This is a genomic window from Paenibacillus xylanilyticus (genome assembly GCF_009664365.1).
Taxonomy (GTDB): domain Bacteria; phylum Bacillota; class Bacilli; order Paenibacillales; family Paenibacillaceae; genus Paenibacillus; species Paenibacillus xylanilyticus_A.
This window is the reverse complement of sequence record NZ_CP044310.1, coordinates 2,502,330-2,525,867: the sequence shown is the minus strand read 5'-3', so window position 1 is coordinate 2,525,867 and position 23,538 is coordinate 2,502,330. Positions and strand designations below refer to the sequence as shown.

Sequence of the window (23,538 nt, the reverse complement as noted above, 5' to 3'; positions counted from 1 at the left end):
TTCGCTGTGTAAAACAGCTTACCAGGATGTACTCAGGTTTTTTTAAGTTACACCAACCGAAGAAAACTCAGTTGAATGTCGGTTCATTTGATTAGTCGATGATTTCAGCAGTGTCGCCGTTACGAGCGCCAGCAGCATTTGCTTCATCTGTGTCAATATGCATGTCCAATGCGAAAGAGTCAGATACACGAGCCAGTACATTTTCAAGTACCAGTCCACGATCTCCGCCAAGGCGAACTTTCAGCATTTGTTTGTCTTCGATACCCCATTTAGCAGCATCGGAAGTATGGAAGTGGATATGACGGGCAGCAACGATAACACCTTTATCAATCGTAACTTCACCAGCTGGGCCTTTGATCGTGATACCAGGTGTACCTTCAATGCTTCCGGACTCGCGAACAGGTGCCTTAACGCCAATGGCGAAAGAGTCTGTCATCGAGATTTCCAGTTGTGTCTCAGGACGCACAGGTCCAAGGATACGCACTTTATCAAACTGTCCTTTGGAACCGATAACTGCTACTGTTTCGTTCGCAGCATATTGACCAGGTTGGGACAGAGGTTTAAACTCAGTCAATTCGTAGCCTTTACCAAACAAAATTTCAACGTGCTCTTGGGATACATGAATGTGACGGGCAGATACGCCCACTGGTACTGTTTTACTCATCGTGAATTTCACTCCTTGTTTATCTGTGGCCTACGATTAGGCTCTTAACAATCCAATGGTATTATACCCCTTTTTGACGTGAAATGAAAACGAACTGCTGAAAATTCATGAAATACACTTATTTCACTATCAATAATATCCTTATTCTGTAAAACAATCTGTAGTGAATGCAGTGCTCTCGCTGTAGTAATTGGTGTTTATTACAAATTCCCCTCAGGCAGATGTTTCCCAAGATAACTCATGGCATTATCCCACAACCAGCCGCGTACCAGCTTCTCGTCGTAATGTTGGAGAAGGTTTTCGATCAGCCTCGGGTACTGGCCAGTGTGTTCAAGATCTTGAATGTATGTGGGTATGCCATCAAAATCCGAGCCCATCATCAGGTGCTGCTCCCCGCCAAGCGAACAGATCTGTTCAATATGAGGCAGCAAATGTTCGATTCTAACTTCTCCCTCCTGCTTCACAAACCAGGGAACAAACGTTAGCCCAATTCGCCCTTCCCGTGCAATGATCGCCCGGATCTGGTCATCCTTCAGATTACGCACATTTGGACAAACCGTATAGCTATTGGAATGCGAAGCAATAAACGGACGCTCACTCAGATCAGCCAGTTCCCAGAATCCCCTCTCCGTGAGATGTGACACATCCAGCAGCATGCCAATCCGGTTACAAAGACGGACCAGCTCCCTGCCCCTCTCGGTCAATCCTGCTCCGCGCTTCTCCAACACACCATCAGCTGCCCAGTTGGCATAATTCCAGGTGAGCCCTACTATCCTTACTCCCATTTGGTAACATAGCTCTAGATAAAACAGGTTCCCCTCGAGTCCGTCTACACCTTCCAGCGTCAACAGCCCCCAAGGATTTGACGTTTGACCGACCTCACCAACCTGTTCCCGCCATAATAATTGGTTTACGCCCCTAAGCCGTTCAGGGCTCTTCTCCACACGTGTGCGATATACTTCCAGCTGACCAACCACATGTTCAAACTTGCCCCTACCGAGCACTTCAGGCAAATAAATGGCAAATGCCTGCAGAGCCACATTCCCTTGCATCATCCGCTCCAGATTGACATCCAGTGCGGCACCATCCTCGAAGGACAGTTCAGATTGCATTAACATTTTGCTGAGCGCATCACAGTGAAAATCGGCTACTTGCCACTTGGTCATGATTAACCCTCCCTATGTAAACCCTAATTCGTATTAAACCTATAGACAGAATGCAAAAAAACCTGTCTACTCTGTAAACAGGTTCAATGCATGATCACATGTATTATCTGGGCTCCACAATCAGCTTAATGGCCGTTCGATCCTCACCGTCTATCACAATGTCTGTAAAAGCTGGAATACAAATCAAGTCAACTCCGCTTGGTGCTACAAATCCCCGGGCTATCGCTACCGCTTTAATGGCTTGGTTCAGTGCTCCCGCTCCAATGGCCTGCAGTTCAGCATTTCCACGTTCACGAAGAACTCCTGCAAGTGCGCCGGCTACGGAATTGGGATTGGACTTTGCTGAAACTTTTAATACTTCCATGGTAAGTACCTCCCTGGGAATGTTGAATGTTTGTTTCCACTTACTAGATGTTATTCGCGGGAGGTAAAAAAATTCCTTCTTTTTAGACGGGTTTCCTTGCAAAATGGGACAATACCCCTATTCCATGCGCCACTCGTCTTCCATCAGTCGGATTTTTTCAATTTTCGTTGCTGCACCTGTGGACTCGTCAATTTCAACGAATACACCGTGGAAATGCCACTTGCCGTCATCAACTACAAAGCGTACCGGCAGCTGGGTGTAAAATTTCCGCAGCACCGCTTCACGCTCCATACCGAGTATACCGTCACGCGGCCCAACCATGCCTGCATCCGTCAAGTATGCTGTCCCACCCGGTAAAATACGGTCATCGTTGCTTTGTACATGTGTATGTGTGCCTACTACCAGTGACGCACGCCCATCCAGATGCCAGCCCATGGCAATTTTCTCGGATGTCGCCTCGGCATGCATATCAACCAAAATGCATTTATGATCCCGGCGCAATTCATCCACAATCTCATCCGCAACGCGGAATGGGCAATCAAGTGCAGGTAAAAACGTACGACCCTGCAAATTCACGATCGCCAGCTCCTTGCCTTCACCCTTGACCACCGTGTATCCTCTGCCTGGTGTTCCTGGTGGAAAGTTGGCAGGTCGGATCATGCGTGGTTCGTCATCTATAAAATCAAAAATGTCCTTATTGTCCCAAGTATGGTTGCCAAGCGTAATCCCGTGCACACCCCAGTTGAAAAATTCGTTGGCAATAGCCCCCGTGATTCCACGGCCAGCTGCTGCATTTTCCCCATTTACAATAACCACATGTGGTTTATATTTCGTCTTCAGATATGGCAAGTTCTCCTTCAAAGCCTTACGTCCAACATTACCCACAATATCACCGATAAACAGCACTTTCATTGCATTGCCTCCTTAATTCCCCGCAAGCTTAACTTGGTATAACCAGCATCAAGCCTTTGCGGGTATCCCTAACCCATTAGTTCGTCCAATCAAGCCCATTACCGGGCTTTCAACAGGAAAAGTGGCCCACTACAGCGGCCACTTTTCCGTAAAGCTCTATTTAGCGTATTCAACCGCCCGGGTTTCCCGGATGACGGTGACTTTGATATGACCCGGATAATCGAGTTCATTCTCGATCATCTTCGTGATGTCACGTGCGAGACGGAATGCTTCCGCATCGTCGATTTTCTCAGGCTGCACCATAACGCGAACTTCGCGTCCAGCTTGAATGGCATACGATTTCTCGACACCTTCGAACGATTCCGAAATCTCTTCCAGTTTCTCCAGTCGCTTGATATACGTTTCCAGTGTTTCGCGGCGAGCACCCGGTCTTGCTGCAGACAGTGCATCTGCTGCACCAACCAGCATGGCAATGACCGAAGTTGCTTCGCAATCCCCGTGATGGGACGCGATACTGTTGATTACTACCGGATGTTCTTTGTATTTCTTCGCCAGCTCCACGCCGATTTCAACGTGTGATCCTTCCACTTCGTGATCCAGCGCTTTACCGATGTCATGCAGTAGACCTGCACGTCTTGCAAGTGTAACGTCTTCTCCGAGTTCGCCAGCCATCAGTCCAGCCAGATAAGCGACTTCCATCGAATGCTTCAAGACGTTCTGACCGTAACTTGTACGGAACTTCAACCGGCCCAGTATTTTGATCAGATCCGGATGCAGACCATGTACACCCACTTCAAAGGTAGCTTGCTCACCATATTCACGGATGCGCTCGTCCACTTCTTTGCGGGATTTCTCCACCATCTCTTCAATGCGTGCCGGGTGAATGCGTCCGTCAGCTACCAATTTCTCGAGGGCAGTACGGGCAATCTCACGACGGATCGGGTCAAAGCCCGACAGAATAACTGCTTCTGGCGTATCATCGATAATAAGGTCAATCCCCGTAAGGGTTTCAAGTGCACGGATGTTACGTCCTTCACGACCGATAATCCGGCCTTTCATTTCTTCGTTAGGCAAAGTGACAACAGATACGGTTGTCTCTGCCACATGGTCAGCCGCACAACGCTGAATGGCAAGGGTAATAATTTCGCGGGATTTCTTGTCCGCTTCTTCCTTCGCCTGCTGTTCAATGTCCTTGATCATTTGAGCCGTCTCATGACGAACTTCCTGTTCTACGTTGGACAGTATGATACTGCGTGCATCTTCCATGGTGAGGTTGGAAATACGCTCCAGCTCCGTCACCTGATTTTTGTAGATCATTTCGATCTGCTGCTGTGTCTCATCAATACGTTTCTCTTTGTTGGCCACTTGCTCTTCTTTACGTTCGAGTGATTCCATCTTTTTATCCAGCGACTCTTCTTTTTGCAACAATCGTCTTTCTTGTCGTTGAATTTCGTTCCGACGTTCACGAGTGTCTTTTTCAGCTTCGGCCCGAATGCGATGAATCTCATCCTTTGCTTCCAGCACCGTCTCTTTCTTCTGTGCTTCTGCCTCTTTCTTCGCGTTCTCAACAATCTGTACGGCAGCTTGTTCCGCACTGGAGATTTTAGCCTCTGCAAGAGATTTGCGAATAAAATATCCGACTCCGAACCCAATAACGAGCGCGGCCACAACGAGAACGATCGTGATTGCAGGATTCATACTGTTCACCTCCTCGTTGGTTCCTCCAAGGCACTCCTTGGGTCAATTTGCTGTTTTCAAGCTTACATATGTTTGGGAATAACGATACCTACGGCGATCCCCCGCCGATTTTCATTTCAAGTGTACATGTTACCACGTACTATTCGCCGCCTTCAGCGAATCCATAATCATGAAGGGTAAATCCTAAGAAACCGAAACCGCTTTTTTGGAAGGAAAAAGGGTTGTCCATTTCTTACAGACTCATGTCCATTTTAGTATTTGACGAAAGAAATTGTCAAGAGAATGCAGTACACTGTGTAGTCTCTGTTAATCCCATGGTAACAACTCGTCATCTTCAGAATCTTCGGCTTCATCTTCTTCAATTAAACAATTCACAACCTTACGTACCATATCCATAGGAAATCCACGTCTCATCAAGAAGGGAAGCGTTTTGCGTTTCTTCTCTGCAATGTCCCCTTTGACTTGGTTCCATTTCTTCCGCCCTGCGGTCAAAGCTGTCTCAAACTCCACATCCGCATCGACGCCTTCAAGCGCTTCAACGATGAGCTCATTGGCAATGCCCTTTTGACGAAGCTCTTGCCTTATCCACAGTTTTCCCTTCCTCTGGCCTGTCATACGCTGCCTTGTCCATTCCTTCGCAAACCCTTCATCGTCCACAAGCTTCTCCTGCTCAAGCCGGTCCAGCACTTCTTCAATTAATGGTGCTGCAAACTCTTTCTGACGAAGTCGCTGGCTTAATTCATGCCTTGTACGCTGTTTGTGCTCTAAGTAACGTAATGCCTGAACATAGGTTTGCTGCCGCTCATCCGCTACTATGATCTCTTCGAGATCTTTCTTCACAAATGTGTTGCCCCGGGTCATTCTATATTTGATCATTACATCTTCCAGAACCGTAATCGAGTACATACCGAACGTGATCCGGTACCGGGCCTGCCTGCTTTTTGTTCGTTCTACCCGTGTAATCGTAAGTTCTTCGTTATCCGGGAATTGGGAGATCCCCTCCAGTTCTGCTGTTTCGTACAAATCATCATCATGTTGATCCATTCAGGTCTCTCCCTCCTTTTTGTTTTGTTCAACTCTTTATCTTTCTGATTATGAAGTACCTATCTACTTAAAGAAAACTGCGACCAAAATGCAAAAAGCCGGGATTCCCACCCGGCACCAGCTCACTCAATAAATGTGCTAACAGCTCCTGTCCAATGGACAGGAGCTGTTAGACAGCGCGAGATCACGCGCCGTCTCCCTAGCAGGATCGAATCAATTCATCCCAATCCGGGAAGTCCAGTAAATGAACGCCTTCTGGGGCCTCCCAGCCAGGAAGAATTACTCGTTAATCTCAAACAATTCTTGTTCTTCTGCTTCTTCTTTTTGTTGATCTTCGCTCGTTGGAGCTGGAACTACTGTCGTCAGATTGCTCGCTTCACGAATTTTTTGCTCGATCACTTGAGCGATCTCTTTATGTTCTTTCATAAACTGCTTCGCATTTTCGCGACCTTGACCCAGGCGTTCGCCTTCATAGGAATACCAAGCACCGCTTTTATTAACGATATCGAGTTCTGTACCAATATCAATGATACTACCCTCTCTGGAGATACCTTCACCGTACATGATATCTACTTCTGCTTGTTTGAACGGTGGTGCAACTTTATTTTTGACAACCTTCACACGAGTACGGTTCCCGATGATGTCATTACCTGATTTAATACTCTCAATACGGCGAACATCCAAACGAACTGTAGAGTAGAATTTCAGGGCACGTCCACCAGGTGTTGTCTCAGGGTTACCAAACATTACGCCAACTTTTTCACGAAGCTGGTTGATAAAGATGGCAATGGTTTTGGATTTGCTGATTGCACCAGACAATTTACGCAACGCCTGAGACATCAGACGTGCTTGCAAACCAACGTGGGAATCCCCCATTTCGCCTTCGATCTCAGCTTTTGGTACCAAGGCAGCAACAGAGTCAACAACGATAATGTCAACAGCACCACTGCGCACAAGTGCTTCTGCAATTTCCAATGCTTGTTCGCCCGTATCCGGCTGGGACAAAAGCAATTCATCAATGTTAACACCCAGTTTACTAGCATACGTTGGATCAAGTGCATGCTCGGCATCGATAAATGCAGCTTGTCCACCGACTTTTTGCACTTCAGCAATCGCATGCAATGCTACAGTTGTTTTACCTGAAGATTCAGGTCCATATATTTCAACAATCCGGCCTTTAGGCAAGCCGCCTGTTCCAAGTGCTATATCCAGAGCCAAGGATCCGCTGGGTATGATTTCCACTTGCATGTGAGTTGACTCACCCAGTTTCATGATAGATCCTTTACCAAATTGCTTCTCTATTTGACGGAGCGCCATATCAAGCGCGGCACGACGGTCTGACAATATGCTCACACCCTTTACTGTTTATAAGATAATGATACCTTGTTTTAACACGTTTGCCAAGCTTTTTTTCGAACATACATTCGTTTTTTTTGTAAGGCCGAGGCGCCTCTTCCTGGGCAAAACTTGCAATGAAACAGAAAAAAGAACCGCAAACAAGGCTAAATGCCTAATTCTACGGTTCTTCCGTCTGCTATGATTATACTTGATTACCGCTTTAAAAGCAATTCAAGGTATACCTAGTCCATCGCGACGAGTTTGCGCCATAAGCGGTATAAAATAGCCTTGGTCGAACGGATGCGGACCGTCTCCCGATTACCATTGATACGCAATTCGTGAATCTCCGTCTCTTTTCCCCGCTCAGCAAGAGCGATAAAAACCAGACCTGGAGGCTTACGCTCAGAGTAACCTGGACCTGCTACTCCTGTAACGGCCAGACCAAAATCGGAATCCCCTATCATGCGTACCTGCTCAGCCAATACTTTAGCAACTTCAGGGCTTACAGCCCCGGGAGCATCTTCCCCCTCCAGATAGTCATGAGGAACATTCAGCAGCTTTTCCTTGATCTCGTTGGAATAACATACGATTCCGCCTTTGAGCATGGAAGCACTGCCTGGAATCGAAGTCAGACTCTGCATGACAAGCCCTCCTGTACAGCTCTCAGCGGCGCTCAGGGTCAGACCCATATCAGCCATCATGGTTACAATTGTGTACTCTATAGGCACATCCTCGTTCGCGTAGAGGTGTTCAGGCAACCGTTCCCGAATGAGTACCTCCATGGCATCCAGCTTTTGCTTGGCCTCATTCTCACTCGGCGCCTTCGTGGACACCCGTACCGTTACTTCTCCTTCACTTGCATAAGGTGCAATCGTAGGGTCGGTTTGGCTATCAATCAGGTCGAGCAGACGGTCTTCCAATGCCGACTCACCGATCCCGGCAAATTTCAGCATTTTCGAATAAATTGGCATCTCTTTCGTAAGAACATGCTGGAACAACCAAGGTTTGACCTCCTGCTCAAACATGGGGATCAGTTCTTTCGGTGGCCCAGGCATGACAATATAATGCTTCCCGTTATCTGAGATGGCATTACCCGCAGCAAGGCCGGTTTCATTAGCCAGCGGGGTCCCTCCTTCAACCACGATGGCTTGACGCCGGTTATTCTCCGTCATCTCCACATTGCGATCCCTGAAGAAGCTTTCGATTTTATCCATGGCCATCCGATCAATATGTAGGCTGCGTCCCAACACTGCTGCTATGGCATCCTTGGTTAGATCATCCTGCGTAGGTCCGATACCGCCTGAGAACAAAATGACGTCAGCACGCCCTTGGGCAATTCGAATAGCTTCACTTAGACGATTCAGATTGTCCCCTACTACAGTTTGAAAATAAACATCAATCCCGATAGCAGCCAATTCACGGGATAAATATCTGGCATTCGTATTTACGATCTGTCCGAGCAGCAACTCTGTTCCGACTGCGATAATTTCTGCCTTCATTCAGCATCCTCCTGTATACAATGTGAGTGATCAAAGGGCAATAGGATGTTTTCCTATTGCCCTTTGCGCAAGCTGTCCTTCATAAATTACCCGTTTTACCTTAAACTTTTACGCTTTTGATAAATTAAGCAAATTTTTGTTTTTGATGAAATAATCAATGCCGGACCAAATCGTAATGATCGCTGCCGCCCAAACGGCTATAACATCAACATGTACGCCCGTATAAGAGAACGGGAAGTTGTTAAGCAGAAGCAAAACGATGGCTACGATCTGTATTACGGTTTTCAGTTTGCCCCAGCTGCTGGCCGCCACAACCGATCCATCCAGCAGAGCAATTTGGCGAAGGCCGGTCACCGCAAACTCCCGGCTGATAATGACAACAGCGATCCATGAATCCAGCTTACCCATCTCAACAAGTGAAATGAGTACTGCAGTCACTAACAGCTTGTCAGCCAGCGGATCGAGCAGCTTGCCCAAATTGGTGACCATATTGTTTTTCCGTGCCAGGTATCCATCAATTCCATCCGTACTGGCTGCAATGATAAAGATAATAGCAGCGATCAGCTGATTATACGGAAGCGAAAAACTTCCAATCTGCATAGGCTCCGGATAAAATGGAAAGTCCACGAGCAGAAACACCATTAAAAAAGGGATTAAGCAAATTCGTGCAAGCGTAATCCGGTTGGGTAAATTCACAAGACGCCCTCCCTCTTATCCTCCAATACTTCAAACAATCATCTTAATCCCGTATCCATCATTCGGAAGGTGAACATGTAAAATGCACTGAGTACACCACGGATCTCATATGTAAAAACGCAAAAAATAAAGTCAACCGTTCAAACGCAAAATCGTTTAAAACGTTCCGGCGACCTCCAAAAGATGTACTGCTTTTCACAAAGTCAGCAAAACGATGATGACTGGGCTTTATGCTTGATTGCTAGCAATGCACACTTAGTATAATATACGCCAATTGCAGTGTCAAAACACGTTTTTCACAACAAAAATGGACGTAACAAACTTATTTGAAATTGGTATATTGCAAATCAAGAGGCAGATTGGCACCATTCAAAAGCTGCATAACCGCTTGCAAATCATTTTTACTCTTACCAGTTACCCGGAGCTGGTCCCCTTGAATCTGGCTCTTCACTTTCATTTTGGAATCACGAATCAGAATATTGATCTTTTTGGCGACATCCTGGTCAATCCCCTGTTTAAAACTCAGACGCTGGCGCACTGTCCCGGATGAAGCTGGCTCCACTTTGCCATAGTCAATGTTCTTGAGCGGCAGATTCCGCTTGGCCATTTTGGATTGAAGTACATCAATGACAGCCTTAAGTTTGGTCTCATCGTCGGATACGATTGTCAATGCATCCTTATCCAGCTTCAAGCTGCTTTTGCTGCCTTTAAAATCGTAACGTGTGCTGATTTCCTTTTCGGTCTGTGTAACGGCATTCGTTAATTCCTGCAAGTCCATTTTGGACACGATGTCGAACGAATTTTCTGAGCTCAATCTGGTCACCCTTTCAATTAATCATTTGTTCTGTGTAACATTATAGAGGATTCGCCCCGGAAAAGTCTAATTTTGAGGGGTAAACAAACGAAAAAGCATTTTCAGCCACCGCTTTTGCAGTAACCAAAAATGCTTTAACGCACAGCAATCTAATATCGGCTGCGGTTGGGCTGTCTGAACATGTCGAGCACACCCAGAACGACGTGCGCAAGTCCGAAGCCCAAAATTCCGTAACCCCAAGCGCTTGGAGTCAAATAATAACCCAGGAGGCTGACAATGATTCCTAAACCTGTGACGATCCAGCTGACTGTCATAGCCATCCACCTCGCTTTACCGAAAGTTAACTGCTAGTGAAGACAACCTTATTGTCCCCCGCAGTTAAAGCCCTTATTCGCCGCTTGTGGCAGAGCCTTCGGTTCCTGCATCGGAGCCTTCGACAGAGTTCGCATTCGTTCCGGACGACGCGCCTGTGCTTTCATCTCCCAATTGGAGACGAATCCGGTTCGTGGCCTTACCATCTGTTACGACTTGCCCACCAACTTCAATGGTCGTAGCCGCAGCATATCCAGACTTAATGTACAAGCCGGTACTATCCAGATCAAACGACATACTGTCTCCATCGGCTGTCATACCAAATTGCAGTTTTTCTCCGCTTGAATTCTCACCTTTGTACACTTCCAGCCAGCTCTGACCTGAAGCATTAATGGTAACCTTAACCGGTTTACCTGCACTTCCGTTTACTTTGAAATTTGTAATATTACCGGATTTACCATCTTCAGCAACCGTTACAGTCCCAGCATTATCTGCAGGCTCTTGGTCTTCGGTGTCATCCGGAGTTTGTTCGTCCGTCTGACCTTCGGTACCCTCACCAGTCACGTCAGTACCCCCACCATTGCCGCCTGCTTCTCCTTCTGGTTGACCGGTTTCTTGTCCTCCAGATTCGTTATCCGGTGGAGTAGACGCTTGACCGTTATCCGTCGTCTCATCCGGTTGATCATTCGGCGTTTGCTCACTATCTGTAATTTTGGTTTGATCCACGCCTTGTGTATCCGCGTCATCCCTGTTCATGACTACATACACGTACAGCAAGGCAACAATCAGAATCGGAAATGTCCACATTAACGCTACAGACATCCATCGATTGCTGCGCTCCACAGGTCGACTCGACCGTTTTTGAATCACGGGCTCCATGGTTGCTTCCGTTTCCTCTGCCGGTACATCTTTCTTGTGTCCCTCCAGCAGCTCATCAGGGTTTAGTCCCACCGTCTCCGCATAGGTTTTAATGAAAGCTCGCACGTAGAAGCTGCCAGGAAGCACTTTATAGTCCCCAGCCTCTATTGCTTCCAAGTACCTCTTGCGAATTTTAGTCATTTCCTGTACATCGTCGAGACTCATCCCTTTTTGCAGCCGGGCCTCTCTTAACTGCTGACCCAGTTCAGACATGCTATCTCCTCCTTATGTTTATCTTTTTCTCTTTGGTTGTTGCTATCTATTCCATGATTCCGTACGGAGCATTACAGTTCGTCGGTGTAACTGGCCGTAAACGTATCATAAATAATTTCCTCATTCGGATTGTTGCGAAGTTCAATAATGATATCAAAATCGTTATAGTCATATTCTGATTCCTGCACAAAAATATCAGGATGCTCAATGACCTTGGTACTCGGCATCGTCATAATGTCCTGCAGCAGATTATAATGCCGTTCACTGGAACGAATCGTACTTACAATACCATCAATGATGAAGACATTGTTTGGGTTCATTTCGTCCTCGGAGAGTTGGCTTCTTATCGTTTGACGAAGCAAAGTAGACGAAACAAACGTCCATCGTTTCATCGCACAGACGCTACCAGCGATAATGGATTCCGTTTTTCCGACACGAGGCATGCCCCGAAGGCCAATCACCTGATTGCCTTCCCTTTTAAATACTTCACCCAAAAAGTCCACGAGTAACCCAAGTTCGTCCCGTGTGAAACGAAAAGTTTTGCGATCGTCCGAGTCGCGGTCAATGTAACGGCCATGACGCACAGCCAAGATGTCGACCAATTTGGGTTGGCGCAGAGCGGAAACCGTAATGCTGTTCACCTTTGCAAGCATTTCACCCAGCAAACGAATCTTCTCATCGTCGTCGGATTCAAGCAGCATTCCTCTTGTTTTGCCTTCAACACCATTAATGGTCAATATATTTACTTCAAGCATCCCCAGCATGGAGGCAATGTCCCCCAACAAACCGGGTCTGTTCTTATGTATTTTATATTCCATATACCATTGTTTAGATTCCATTTAAACACCCCGTAATGCAATATTCCACATTGTTCGACAGCAACAGATCGTGCCCGAAGGACACCGAACTGAGACATCTTCTAAAAATGGGTCACGTTAATGATATATAAAAAGAAAATGAATTACAAGAACAGGTCTGTAATCATTAGAGAAAAGCCCCCTTGCGGGAGCTTTCCATCGGTGAATCTTATGCGTTTTGTTTGGCCAATTTGACCATCAGGCGCGCAATCGTACGACGCTCTTCAGCATCGCCGACATCCCATATTTCCTTCAATGCCCGGTTGGAATGGTTCGCTGGATCCACTTTCTCATCCAGAAAGTCACCAATCTCATACGCAAGTTTGTTGATGGTATCTTCACTCATCCCCATCTTCTCTGCTTGCTGTACGCGATCACCCAAGAACTTTTTCCATGTGTCAAAACTGCTGAGCACCGTTTTTTCTGTTGACATGATAAATCCTCCTTAGCTGTCGCATGAGATTTAAAATCAACAGTTGTAATATGTGCCTATCGAGCAATTAATATTCAGGATAAATCATCCAGCAGCCTAGCCCCACCAAACTGCCAGTCTTCAGGTAAGCCAGCCGCCATTCGGGCTAATGATCTGGCCGTTAATATATCCGGATTCCGGTAGTGCGAGAAAATAAACAAGAGAAGAAATTTCATCAGGCTGCGCAAGTCTCCCGGCTGGAATTTCCTCCTCCAGCATTTTCAGTTCATCCTGATCCAGATGATTCAGCATGGAGGTCTGAACGGCTCCGGGGGCAACTGCATTTACAGTAACACCGGAAGGTGCAAGCTCTTTCGCAAGAGCTTTTGTAAAGGCATTTACACCCCCTTTCGTGGTGGAGTACAGTACCTCACATGATGCACCTGATAAACCCCAGATGGAGGATACGTTAATAATTCGTCCGTATCGCTGTGAAATCATGTGAGGCATCATGATCTGAGTACACAGAAATGTGCCTTTCAAGTTAATGGCCATTACTTCATCCCATATTTCATCCGTTACGTCGGACAACAACCCATAATGCGATATGCCTGCGTTATTTACCAGAATGTCAGGCAATAATCCATGAGACTCCAATTTCTCACGCATACGCTCAATCTGTTCCCGGCTGCGGAGATCCGCTGACACCGTCATGACTTTGCCGCTGCCCTTTTCCATGCACCTTCTGGCTGCTTCATTGGCTGCCTCATGGGATTTCATATAGTGAATAACCACGTTCATACCGACCATTGCAAATCGTTCTGCAATAGCCGCTCCTATACCTCCGCTTGCTCCAGTAACCAGTACTGTCATGTCTCCAATCGGCTTCATTTGTCCTGTTCCCCTCTCCATATTACGGACTCACGACAAGCGATACAGCCAGCTGTTCCCAGCGAATATGCTCTTCCAGTCTGCGATTTACTTCTTCGAGTGTGATGGATTCATAGATCGGAATCATGTTGAAGAAATCACCGCCACGGAACTGCTCACGTGTAAATTCATGAGCAATATTCTCCGGTGAATTAAGCATGCGCAGATATCCCCCGATTTTCTTTTTGCGTGCGCGCTCAAAGTCCGAAGCTTCGAATCCCTTTTTTACAATGACATCAACTTCTTCCCGTATGCGGGCCAGCAATAGATCCGGGTCTTTCGTATCACCACCAACAACCGAGAATGCATACTGCGGCGAACTAATGTATTCGTGTCCGAAGCTATCCGAGATGAGATCCTCATCATACAGTTTTTGAAATAGGGCCGTGCTAGCGCCAAACAAAAGATCCAGCATTAACTTAGTCGTCATATCACGCCGGAGCAGGTCTTCCCCCGAGAATCCAACTTCCGTTTCCTTAAAGCCAAACAGACACTTGGGCAACGAAACCGCGAGTCGTGCTTCTCTCCTGGACTCCACAACCCCAGCAGGCTCCTGTTCAAATATCCGTTTGATTTCACCTTGAGGTTCGTAGTTTTTCTCTGCCTGGTTCGAACGAACCATATCCATGACTTCTTGAGGCTCTACTCCACCTACAACAAATAAAAGCATATTGCTTGGATGATAAAACGTATTGTAACACGTATACAGCGTCTCTTTGGTTATCGTGCCGATCGATTCCACCGTTCCCGCAATATCGATATGGACGGGGTGTTTCTGGTACATCGCTTCAATCAATCCAAAATAGACACGCCAGTCCGGATTATCGGCATACATATTAATTTCTTGTGCAATAATGCCTTTTTCCTTGTCCACATTCTGGTCCGTAAAATAAGGATTTTGCACAAAGTTGACTAATGTTTGTATATTTTCATTCACATGTTCTGTCGCAGAAAACAAATATACCGTCTGGTCGAAGCTCGTAAATGCATTGGCAGATGCCCCATTGGATGCAAAAGTTGCAAAAATATCACCTGTTGGCTCCTCAAACATTTTATGTTCCAGAAAATGAGCGATACCGTCGGGAACCTGAACTTCTTCCTGACCTTTCACCTGAAAATGATTGTCTACAGAGCCGTATTTGGTTGCAAACGTGGCAAACGTTTTTTGGAATCCGGGTTTAGGCAATACATAGACATGAAGCCCATTATCCATGACTTCGTAATACAGCGTTTCCTGCAAATGTTCGTAATGTATGCTCTCCACCAGTTATTCCCCCTTCTCATCCCGCAAGAAGTAGATCGTGTCCAGACGGAATTGCTCTGCCGCCTCACGAACGTTTTCTTTGCTGATTTGCTCAACCTGAGCGAGCAGCTCGTCAGCGGTCCGCTCCTTACCCGATAACTGACGATTGAAGTCGTACGCAATCATCTCAAAAGCGGAATCCTGCATTTCTTTGAGCAGATTGCGGATCATCGCTTTGGTCTGGGACATTTCCAGATCACTAATATTTCCGTTTTTCATTTCATCTAACTGCTGCTTGATGATCGTCACGGCTTTTTCATAGTTGGGGATTTCAATTCCGGATTGGATCGTTGCGATACCTTTATGTCCGTCATACCGGGAGGAAGCATAGTACGCCAGACTCTCCTTTTCACGAACATTAACGAACAATTTGGAATGCGGATATCCTCCAAGAATACCGTTGTACATTAATGCTGCAGCATACTGCGGGTCGCCATACGTAATGGATGTGCGAAGTCCCATATTCAGTTTACCTTGGTTAACATTTAGTCGTTCAACGACCGTCTCCACTTCTTTGTCACCGCGAACGGCCTGGTTGGTCTCATAGTTAGAAGAATGGGTACGATTTACATCGAAGTGTTTTTGAACTAGACTCTCCACTTCTTCGAGCGTTGTATCGCCTACAACATACAGATCCATGCTGGCCTGCTGCAGCCACGTCTGATAAGCGGTCGTTAGCACATCGGGTTCAATTCCCGGCAGATCCTGACGTTTCCCTAATGGATGCAAGCGGTACGGCTCATTTTTACACATTTCCTCGATACAGCGTTCTGCCGCATAACGCATTTTATCATTAACAACAGACTCCAGCTGTTTGCGGACGGTCTCACGTTCTGAATGCACATAGGTCTTTCTGAAATGCCCATCTTCCGTTGCCGGACGGGTAAGTACCTCCCCCAAAAATGCAAAGGAACGATCCAAAAGCTGTTCATCCCCACCTACAAAGGAATCATTAATTGTATCCATCCGGAACTGTACAATCTGATAGTCTCCACGCTTGTATACGTCAAAACCAAAACCAGCTCCATACAAATGCTCCAACTGTTCACGGAACTCCGTTGTTTCAGGATAAGACTGGGTACCACGACGGAGCACAAATGGCGTAAGCGCTACTTTGGTGACCGTTTCTTCCTGCAGCGGGACTCCTGCATATAACGAAATGGCAAAAGTCTTGAAACGTTTAGTGGGCAATACATGGATACGAAACTCCTTTTGACTGCCCCGTTCAAATCCTGATGTATTCAAATGTCAAAACCCCTTTACGGCGTCATTTGTTAGGCAATATTTCAGTAACTCTCAAGTGCAACAACCATTTTAACCCATGCAAAAGGCAAGAAGCAACCGAAGACGCGTCTTCTGGTTGCTTCCAACATCATCACATACAAAAGATATGCTGACCGATTGTTTTCACCTGAGGACGGGTCCAGATCCACTTGGAAGTAGCCGTCTTGGGATTGAAGTAATACAGGCAGCCACCGGATGGGTCCCAGCCATTCATTGCCTGCTCAACCGCTTTACGGGCCTGAGCATTGGGTTCCAGATAGATCTGCCCGTCAGCTACAGCGGTAAATGCACCAGGCTGGAAAATGACACCGGATGGTGTATTTGGAAATTCCGGTGATCTGACACGATTCAATATAACTGCAGCTACGGCTACCTGACCTTCGAAAGGTTCACCCCGGGATTCACCATATACTGCATTGGCCATAATCTTAATTTCATTTTCGGTAAGGCCCATGGAATTGGCGGAACCCATGTTGTCCTGCTCTTTGTTTGCATTGTCGGTTTTGTCCGTACCCTGGCCTGACGATTCCTTGTGCAGTGGAGGCTCGGTCGGGGACCATTGTTTAGTTGCATTGTACAATTTCAGTTTAGTTTTGGCACCAACCACGCCATCCGCTTTCATACCGAATTCAGATTGAAACCACTTTACGGATTTTAGCGTGCTGCTGCCAAAGTTACTATCGATTTTACCATTGTAAAAACCTAAGTACTTCAGTCTGCCTTGTAGCTCGTATACATCCTGCCCATAACTTCCATATTGCACGGTGTTGCTGCTGAAGGTGGGCATCGATTTCTCTTCCATCTGGGAAGGATTTGGTTTGGATTCTTGGGTTGCCGAATGGTCAGGGAGCAAATAACGAATTCCCAATGCAGACATCAGCAAGATCGCAGTGAAAAGCCATATGTTCATTTTTCGCATCGACTGTGCTCTACCTTTCTCTTGTGGGATTAACAGAATCGCTAACGTTATTATGACAAGCCTGCTTGCTTCCTATGCACCAAATCATCCGATCTTTGGACAACATGGCAAAACCTCAACGACCATCAACAACAAAAAAAGCCCCCAACTTATTGTCAGGGGCTTGCATAGATACAATTCTTAGTCGTACTTAAGAACTTATTTTGTTTTGTTGATATTGTTCCAGCGAAATTAGAACCTCCCTAGGCTTACTGCCCTCATACGGGCCAATAACGCCACGTGCCTCCATGGAGTCGATCAGACGTGCAGCGCGAGTATAACCCACACGCATGCGCCGCTGAAGCAAGGATACGGAAGCTTGCTTCGCTTCCAATATAATTTGTACAGCCTGCTCGTACAGTTCATCCAGTACTTCATCTGCCGCTTGAACGGAGTCATCGACTTCAGGAACAAGTGATTCATCGTACTGGGCTTCGCCTTGTCCACGCACATAATTAACAATATTCTCAACTTCTTCATCACTCATGAAGGCTCCCTGCACCCGTACAGGCTTGGAAGCGCCCATTGGCATAAACAGCATATCGCCGCGACCCAGCAGTTTCTCGGCTCCTCCCATATCTAAGATCGTCCGGGAGTCCACCTGTGATGACACACCGAATGCGATCCGGGAAGGGATATTGGCTTTGATGACACCTGTAATGACATCTACGGAAGGCCGCTGCGTGGCGATGATGAGATGGATTCCGGCTGCACGTGCCATTTGCGCAAGACGGGCAATGGCATCTTCCACATCCCCGGCTGCAACCATCATCAGATCCGCAAGCTCGTCCACTATAACAACGATATATGGCAACACGGCTGCCGGATTATCCTTCATCAGATTGTTGTAACCTTCGACGTTCCGTGTACCCGATTTGGAGAACAGCTCATACCTTTTCTCCATCTCGACCACTATCTTTTTGAGGGCCAGCGAGGCTCTCTTGGGATCCGTAACTACCGGAGCCATCAGATGAGGAATGCCATTGTATACATTAAGCTCAACCATTTTCGGATCGACCATCAGAAATTTAACTTCGTCCGGTTTCGCTTTGTACAGAATACTTGTGATAATCCCGTTAATACATACCGATTTACCAGAACCCGTAGCACCTGCAACAAGCAAATGGGGCATACGGGCAAGGTTGCCAATGATGGTCTGACCAGAAATATCCCGTCCAAATGCAATCGTCACTTTGGATTCTGCATCCTGAAACGTAGATGTTTCCATAACCTCACGCATCGTTACAACGGAAACTTCACCGTTAGGCACTTCGATACCGATTGCTGATTTACCCGGAATCGGTGCTTCCATCCGAATATCCTTGGCCGCTAATGCCAGTGCAATATCATCCGTCAAACTTACAATTCGGCTAACTTTTACACCTATATCCGGCTGAATCTCATAACGCGTAACAGCTGGTCCTCTAACCACTTCAAGGACTTTCGCCCGCACACCGAAGCTTTCCAGTGTGGCTTCAAGCTTCCGGGCCGTTTGCATATAATCTTTTTGATCTCCGCCCTTACCGCCGTTATTAGGCTTCGCAAGCAAACGGAACGAAGGCAGTTTATAAGGCTTCGGAGGTGGTGGAGGCGGTTTAACAGGCTCCATTTCCTGCCCCTCAACACTTTCGCCGTTCATCACCGAAGATGAATCATTTACCCCACCAGATTGTCCTTCCGGGCTGTTCTCCATTTCACTCAGGTCATCAGCACCCGCCTCGTTTACAGGCCAATCCGCTCCATCTACCAGTTCATCACTAATTTTGATCGGAATGTCGTCATCCTGGCTTGAATCTGAAATGTCATCAGGAAACGGGTACGCATCGTCCAAATCGTCATCCTTCACATGATCCTCGGATCTGACGTGTTCGAAGAAATCACGAATAATCGGAGCTGAACTGGTTTTCGGTGCAGCAGTCCTTTCAGTAGAGGCTGGAACATCTGAGACAAATGATGGCTCCTCAGTCCATGATTCTGCGAAATGATCCGGCTCAGCGCGGTATAACACTTGCTCTGCCGGTGGCTGCTCTTGCTCCATCTCTCGGTCTGATTTGGTTGTCTCCCGATCCGCACCCCACTTACCAAACAATTGAAAGAAAATGGGTGCTTTCCGCTTGGGAAGATGCATCTCTTCCAAGTCATCCTCTTCATCGTCTTCGATATCCGCCGGAATAGGAACCACTTTACGTGCTGCTCCACCTTTTTTCCCCGAGGTTGTTACAGCAGATCGTGCGGATGGTCTGGACTCCAGCTTTTTGTAGATCGAACTGCCGGCATCCCATACCTTGGTTCTGAATATACGCACCAGATCGACATAGGACAGATTCGTAATCAGCATAAAACTGATAATAAACATCACGATCATGATCAAACGCGCGCCTAGACTGCCGAACAACCACAGGAACAGAGCAAACTGAGCAGCCCCAATGTAGCCGCCACTTATGTCCTTATTCAACATGGAATCACGTTCACCTGGGGCAGGTTGAAGCAGTTCGGTTTGCATATCATTATGTACTTGTGTAATAACCGCTCCAGGCTCGAGCGCACCCACAGGGATGAGCTTCTGATGCATTGCAGATACGGTACTCATCAACGTTAACGCAAACACCAGAAGAACAAGCCCCGTCTTGCGAGTAGTCCAACCGCTTGGCCACTTTCGATGAATCATAACCATCAATCCGTAGTAGATCCCAACCAGCGGAATGGCAAAATAGAACTTCCCTAGCATTAATCCGAACATTTTGGATAGTGAACGTCCTACGGTTGCTTCTCCGGATAGAGCGATAACCGCGAGAGTAATGAGCACAATACCATAGATTTCATATTTTAAAACGCCGCTGAACGCAGCGCCTTTTTTCTTCTTCTTTTTTCTTCTGGCCAAAATCAGGTCACCCCCAGAAGAATATTATACCATACAAATATAATCCGTACATATGTTCTTTTCTTGCCCTATTTGTCTTTTTTCGTCATGTTATGTTGGTCCCGGGTTACCGGAAAGAGGAACTTTGGAGCCAGGCATATTGGCAGGATCAAGGTACGCTTCCAGCGGGCAGTCAAGCAAACGCACGATAACTGCTTCGCTCTCACTAACCGGTCTGATCTGCATCAATAAACCGTTAATCTTGACTTCACGCGTATCCTCCCCTTCATTCCACATCCCCGACCAGAGATGTTCCGGCGGCATTACAGTATACATGGTCATTGCGTAAGCCCTCCTGCCTGCAGGGTCTGTCTCTTGTCTCCGATAAGTTTGTTCAGCTGGGCAATGGCTTGTCCAATGCCGCCAACCGCATCCATTAATCCGTATTTGACTGCATCAGCACTCCCTACAGCTGTACCGATATCCCGGTTCAATTCCCCTGTCTTAAACATGAGTTCTTTGAACATGTCCTCCGAAATATTCGAGTGCGTGGTGACAAAGCGAACAACCCGTTCCTGCATTTTCTCCATATACTCGAATGTTTGAGGTACCCCAATGACCAGTCCATTCATTCGGATGGGATGAATCGTCATTGTTGCACTTCCGGCAATCAATGAATAGGTGGAAGCTACTGCAATTGGAACCCCAATGCTGTGTCCTCCCCCAATAACAACGGTAACGGTAGGCTTGCTCAGAGAAGCTATCATCTCGGCAATGGCCAACCCTGCCTCTACGTCTCCTCCCACAGTGTTCAGAATGATCAGGATGCCTTCAATCCGGGAATTCTGTTCAGCAGCAACCAATTGCGGGATAATATGCTCATACTTCGTTGTTTTATTTTGCGGAGGCAGAATCAAGTGACCTTCAACCTGTCCAATAATCGTCATACAGAAAATATTGGACTCTCCTGCAGGTGACTGAGTCTGTCCGAACTGCTGGATGGCCTCAGTAACGGGAGCCAATCCTTTGTCATCTTGGGCAGGTATGCCAGGTGTCTCTGTCTCGGGTTGATTCGACTTGGATGTCTGTTTGCCATTTATATACTCACTCATTAGATTAATCCCCTTCCCCATAACCATTTTAATGTATTCCTTAGTATGGGGAATTTTCCAGCCTACTTATACCCAATGATCTGCCAAAAATCCCTCACACCCTCCATGAATCCAATCCAAAAAAAACAAAAAAAGCCCCTGATCTACGAGGAACCGTCCAATATTACTCGTAGATCAGGGGCGACTGTGTGCCTGAATATATAATTTTAATGTATTTTAAACTTCCATGATAATTGGCAAAATCATCGGTCTGCGACGAGTTTGCTCATACAGGAAGCGTCCCAGTGCGTCTTTTACATTCGTTTTGAGTGAAGCCCACTCGTTTACGTTCTCACTCATCAACTTTTGCAGAGTGCTGCTGACAATACGGTTGGCTTCATCAAGCAATCCTTCGGATTCCCGTACGTATACAAATCCACGGGAGATAATATCCGGACCAGATACAATTTTACCATCCTGTTTGCTCAGGGTAACTACAACGACAAGAATACCATCTTGGGATAACAGTTTGCGATCGCGCAATACGATATTACCTACATCGCCTACACCCAATCCGTCGATCAGTACATTGCCTGCAGTAACTTTACCAGCCTTGCGTGCTGCTCCGCCCTGAATCTCAACCACTTCACCGATATCCGTGATGAATATGTTATCAGGGTCGATACCTACAGATTCAGCAAGAACGGCATGGCGGCGCTGCATACGGAACTCCCCGTGAATTGGCAGGAAGAATTTAGGTTTCATCAGGTTAAGCATCAGCTTGAGCTCTTCCTGGCTACCGTGTCCGGATACGTGTACACCGCTGTTCGCACCACTGTAATGCACATTAGCTCCGAGACGGAACAGTTCATCAATGGTACGGCCCACATACTTCTCGTTACCTGGTACCGGTGTTGCTGCGATAATAACGGTGTCTCCAGGAAGAATGTCTACTTTACGATGAGTAGAACGAGCCATCCGAGTCAATGCAGACATTGGCTCGCCTTGACTACCTGTGCAGAGAATAACAACACGGTCAGCAGCCATTTTACCTACTTCTTCAGGTTCAATGATCATGCCGTCCGGAATATCCAGATAGCCCAGATCCGAAGCAATACCTACAACATTCACCATACTGCGTCCAATGACAGCCACTTTGCGGCCAGTTACTTCTGCTGCATTAATGACCTGTTGAATCCGGTGTACGTTGGAAGCAAAGGTAGCCACAACAACGCGCTGGCTCGCTTTACGGAAGATATCTTCTAGAACGATACCCACATTTTTCTCGGAAGGCGTAAAGCCTGGTTTCTCGGCATTGGTACTGTCAGACAAAAGCGCAAGTACGCCATTCGTACCGATCTGTGCCATACGTTGAAGATCCGCATATTGACCATTTACTGGTGTGTGGTCGAATTTGAAGTCACCTGTGTGAACTACAGCACCTTCTGGTGTTTCAACACATACACCAACGGAATCCGGAATACTATGGTTAGTAGCAAAGAATGTTGCTTTCAATACTGATCCAAGTTGGATCTCGGAATCAGCATCAATCAGAATGCGTTTGGTTTCACCCAGCAAATTGGCTTCTTTCAGCTTGTTTTCCACCAGTCCGAGTGTAAGCTTCGTTCCGTATACAGGAACGTTAAGGTGTTTCAGAACATACGGCAATCCACCGATATGATCTTCGTGACCGTGAGTCAAAATGATACCTCTTACTTTGTCACGATTCTCAGTCAGGTACGAAATGTCAGGAATGACAATGTCGATTCCAAGCATATCTTCTTCAGGGAATTTAAGGCCAGCATCTACGACTACAATGTCGTTAGCGTATTGGATAACATACATATTTTTACCAATCTCGCCTACGCCGCCCAGTGCAAAAATCATCAGTTTATCGTTATTATTTTTCTTAGACAAATGAATCTGAACCTCCTATGGTAGTTGGACGTCGTACCTTATTATTTTATTTATTGTAAGTTAAAAAAGTAATCTCCACATGACAAACCAATAGATAGGCATGTATGCAAAAGAACACCTTTATTCACGATATTTGGAAGAAGTTCTTCGAAGCAATTCCCCTTCACCAACAAGTTGGATTTGAAATCATTCCTTCTTAGCCGTTCCTTCCCTTTTCACCGCAAAGCCACATCTCGAAACGATGTCGCTTTCAATTTCAAAAAAATACCGCACCCAGTCACTTGACAT

The 23,538-nt window shown here is 46.6% G+C and carries 22 protein-coding genes; all 22 read right to left on the bottom strand.

Features of this window, described 5'->3' with window-relative positions; genetic code table 11:
- Positions 1-91 precede the first annotated feature (91 nt).
- The 22 genes from pduL to F4V51_RS11340 all read right to left on the bottom strand — a co-directional run bounded on the left by pduL (position 92) and on the right by F4V51_RS11340 (position 23,250).
- Positions 92-664 carry a phosphate propanoyltransferase gene (gene pduL / locus F4V51_RS11440; RefSeq protein ID WP_017689107.1) on the bottom strand — a complete coding sequence of 191 codons (573 nt, stop codon included), beginning with the start codon at positions 662-664 and terminating at the stop codon, positions 92-94.
- Between the two features lie 200 nt (positions 665-864).
- On the bottom strand, positions 865-1,830 hold the full coding sequence (locus F4V51_RS11435; protein ID WP_153978047.1) for a dipeptidase: 966 nt from the start codon (positions 1,828-1,830) through the stop codon (positions 865-867).
- A 103-nt stretch (positions 1,831-1,933) separates the two neighbouring features.
- Complete coding sequence (locus tag F4V51_RS11430) at positions 1,934-2,194, bottom strand: stage V sporulation protein S (protein WP_019005392.1); 261 nt, start codon at positions 2,192-2,194, stop codon at positions 1,934-1,936.
- 117 nt (positions 2,195-2,311) lie between these two features.
- Positions 2,312-3,106 (bottom strand): TIGR00282 family metallophosphoesterase, encoded by a 795-nt coding sequence (locus F4V51_RS11425; RefSeq protein WP_095358572.1) that lies wholly within the window; start codon positions 3,104-3,106, stop codon positions 2,312-2,314.
- A 156-nt stretch (positions 3,107-3,262) separates the two neighbouring features.
- A complete protein-coding gene (gene rny / locus F4V51_RS11420; protein WP_153978046.1) occupies positions 3,263-4,804 on the bottom strand; it encodes a ribonuclease Y in 1,542 nt (513 codons plus the stop codon).
- A 306-nt stretch (positions 4,805-5,110) separates the two neighbouring features.
- Positions 5,111-5,848, bottom strand: a complete 738-nt coding sequence (locus F4V51_RS11415) for a regulatory protein RecX (protein ID WP_153978045.1) — start codon at positions 5,846-5,848, stop codon at positions 5,111-5,113.
- A gap of 279 nt (positions 5,849-6,127) precedes the next feature.
- Positions 6,128-7,192, bottom strand: coding sequence for a recombinase RecA (gene recA, locus F4V51_RS11410; RefSeq protein WP_095287695.1), 1,065 nt, complete (start codon positions 7,190-7,192; stop codon positions 6,128-6,130).
- A gap of 236 nt (positions 7,193-7,428) precedes the next feature.
- The gene (locus F4V51_RS11405) at positions 7,429-8,685 is read right to left on the bottom strand and encodes a competence/damage-inducible protein A (protein WP_153978044.1); all 1,257 of its coding nucleotides are present in this window, start codon (positions 8,683-8,685) and stop codon (positions 7,429-7,431) included.
- A gap of 108 nt (positions 8,686-8,793) precedes the next feature.
- A complete protein-coding gene (gene pgsA / locus F4V51_RS11400) occupies positions 8,794-9,381 on the bottom strand; it encodes a CDP-diacylglycerol--glycerol-3-phosphate 3-phosphatidyltransferase (RefSeq protein WP_153978043.1) in 588 nt (195 codons plus the stop codon).
- Between the two features lie 322 nt (positions 9,382-9,703).
- Entirely contained in the window at positions 9,704-10,195 is a 492-nt protein-coding gene (locus tag F4V51_RS11395; RefSeq protein WP_153978042.1) for a YajQ family cyclic di-GMP-binding protein, read from the bottom strand.
- A 149-nt stretch (positions 10,196-10,344) separates the two neighbouring features.
- Positions 10,345-10,509 carry a hypothetical protein gene (locus F4V51_RS28825; RefSeq protein ID WP_164764158.1) on the bottom strand — a complete coding sequence of 55 codons (165 nt, stop codon included), beginning with the start codon at positions 10,507-10,509 and terminating at the stop codon, positions 10,345-10,347.
- Between the two features lie 73 nt (positions 10,510-10,582).
- The gene (locus F4V51_RS11390; RefSeq protein WP_153978041.1) at positions 10,583-11,638 is read right to left on the bottom strand and encodes a helix-turn-helix domain-containing protein; all 1,056 of its coding nucleotides are present in this window, start codon (positions 11,636-11,638) and stop codon (positions 10,583-10,585) included.
- A gap of 71 nt (positions 11,639-11,709) precedes the next feature.
- Positions 11,710-12,477 (bottom strand): DUF3388 domain-containing protein, encoded by a 768-nt coding sequence (locus F4V51_RS11385; protein ID WP_095287700.1) that lies wholly within the window; start codon positions 12,475-12,477, stop codon positions 11,710-11,712.
- 187 nt (positions 12,478-12,664) lie between these two features.
- Complete coding sequence (locus F4V51_RS11380; protein WP_095287701.1) at positions 12,665-12,928, bottom strand: DUF3243 domain-containing protein; 264 nt, start codon at positions 12,926-12,928, stop codon at positions 12,665-12,667.
- A gap of 120 nt (positions 12,929-13,048) precedes the next feature.
- On the bottom strand, positions 13,049-13,798 hold the full coding sequence (ymfI, locus tag F4V51_RS11375; RefSeq protein WP_397332215.1) for an elongation factor P 5-aminopentanone reductase: 750 nt from the start codon (positions 13,796-13,798) through the stop codon (positions 13,049-13,051).
- Positions 13,799-13,820: 22 nt separating this feature from the next.
- Positions 13,821-15,101 (bottom strand): EF-P 5-aminopentanol modification-associated protein YfmH, encoded by a 1,281-nt coding sequence (yfmH, locus tag F4V51_RS11370; RefSeq protein ID WP_153978039.1) that lies wholly within the window; start codon positions 15,099-15,101, stop codon positions 13,821-13,823.
- A 3-nt stretch (positions 15,102-15,104) separates the two neighbouring features.
- The gene (gene yfmF, locus F4V51_RS11365) at positions 15,105-16,385 is read right to left on the bottom strand and encodes an EF-P 5-aminopentanol modification-associated protein YfmF (RefSeq protein WP_153978038.1); all 1,281 of its coding nucleotides are present in this window, start codon (positions 16,383-16,385) and stop codon (positions 15,105-15,107) included.
- A gap of 130 nt (positions 16,386-16,515) precedes the next feature.
- Positions 16,516-17,343 carry a spore cortex-lytic enzyme gene (gene sleB, locus F4V51_RS11360; protein ID WP_153978037.1) on the bottom strand — a complete coding sequence of 276 codons (828 nt, stop codon included), beginning with the start codon at positions 17,341-17,343 and terminating at the stop codon, positions 16,516-16,518.
- A gap of 190 nt (positions 17,344-17,533) precedes the next feature.
- On the bottom strand, positions 17,534-20,263 hold the full coding sequence (locus tag F4V51_RS11355; protein WP_153978036.1) for an FtsK/SpoIIIE family DNA translocase: 2,730 nt from the start codon (positions 20,261-20,263) through the stop codon (positions 17,534-17,536).
- A 90-nt stretch (positions 20,264-20,353) separates the two neighbouring features.
- Complete coding sequence (locus F4V51_RS11350; RefSeq protein WP_095287706.1) at positions 20,354-20,584, bottom strand: YlzJ-like family protein; 231 nt, start codon at positions 20,582-20,584, stop codon at positions 20,354-20,356.
- Positions 20,581-21,354 (bottom strand): ClpP family protease, encoded by a 774-nt coding sequence (locus F4V51_RS11345; RefSeq protein WP_236146738.1) that lies wholly within the window; start codon positions 21,352-21,354, stop codon positions 20,581-20,583. The genes F4V51_RS11350 and F4V51_RS11345 overlap by 4 nt, the downstream gene beginning before the upstream one ends.
- A 216-nt stretch (positions 21,355-21,570) precedes the next feature.
- Positions 21,571-23,250 (bottom strand): ribonuclease J, encoded by a 1,680-nt coding sequence (locus tag F4V51_RS11340; protein ID WP_095287708.1) that lies wholly within the window; start codon positions 23,248-23,250, stop codon positions 21,571-21,573.
- Between the last annotated feature and the right edge of the window lie 288 nt (positions 23,251-23,538).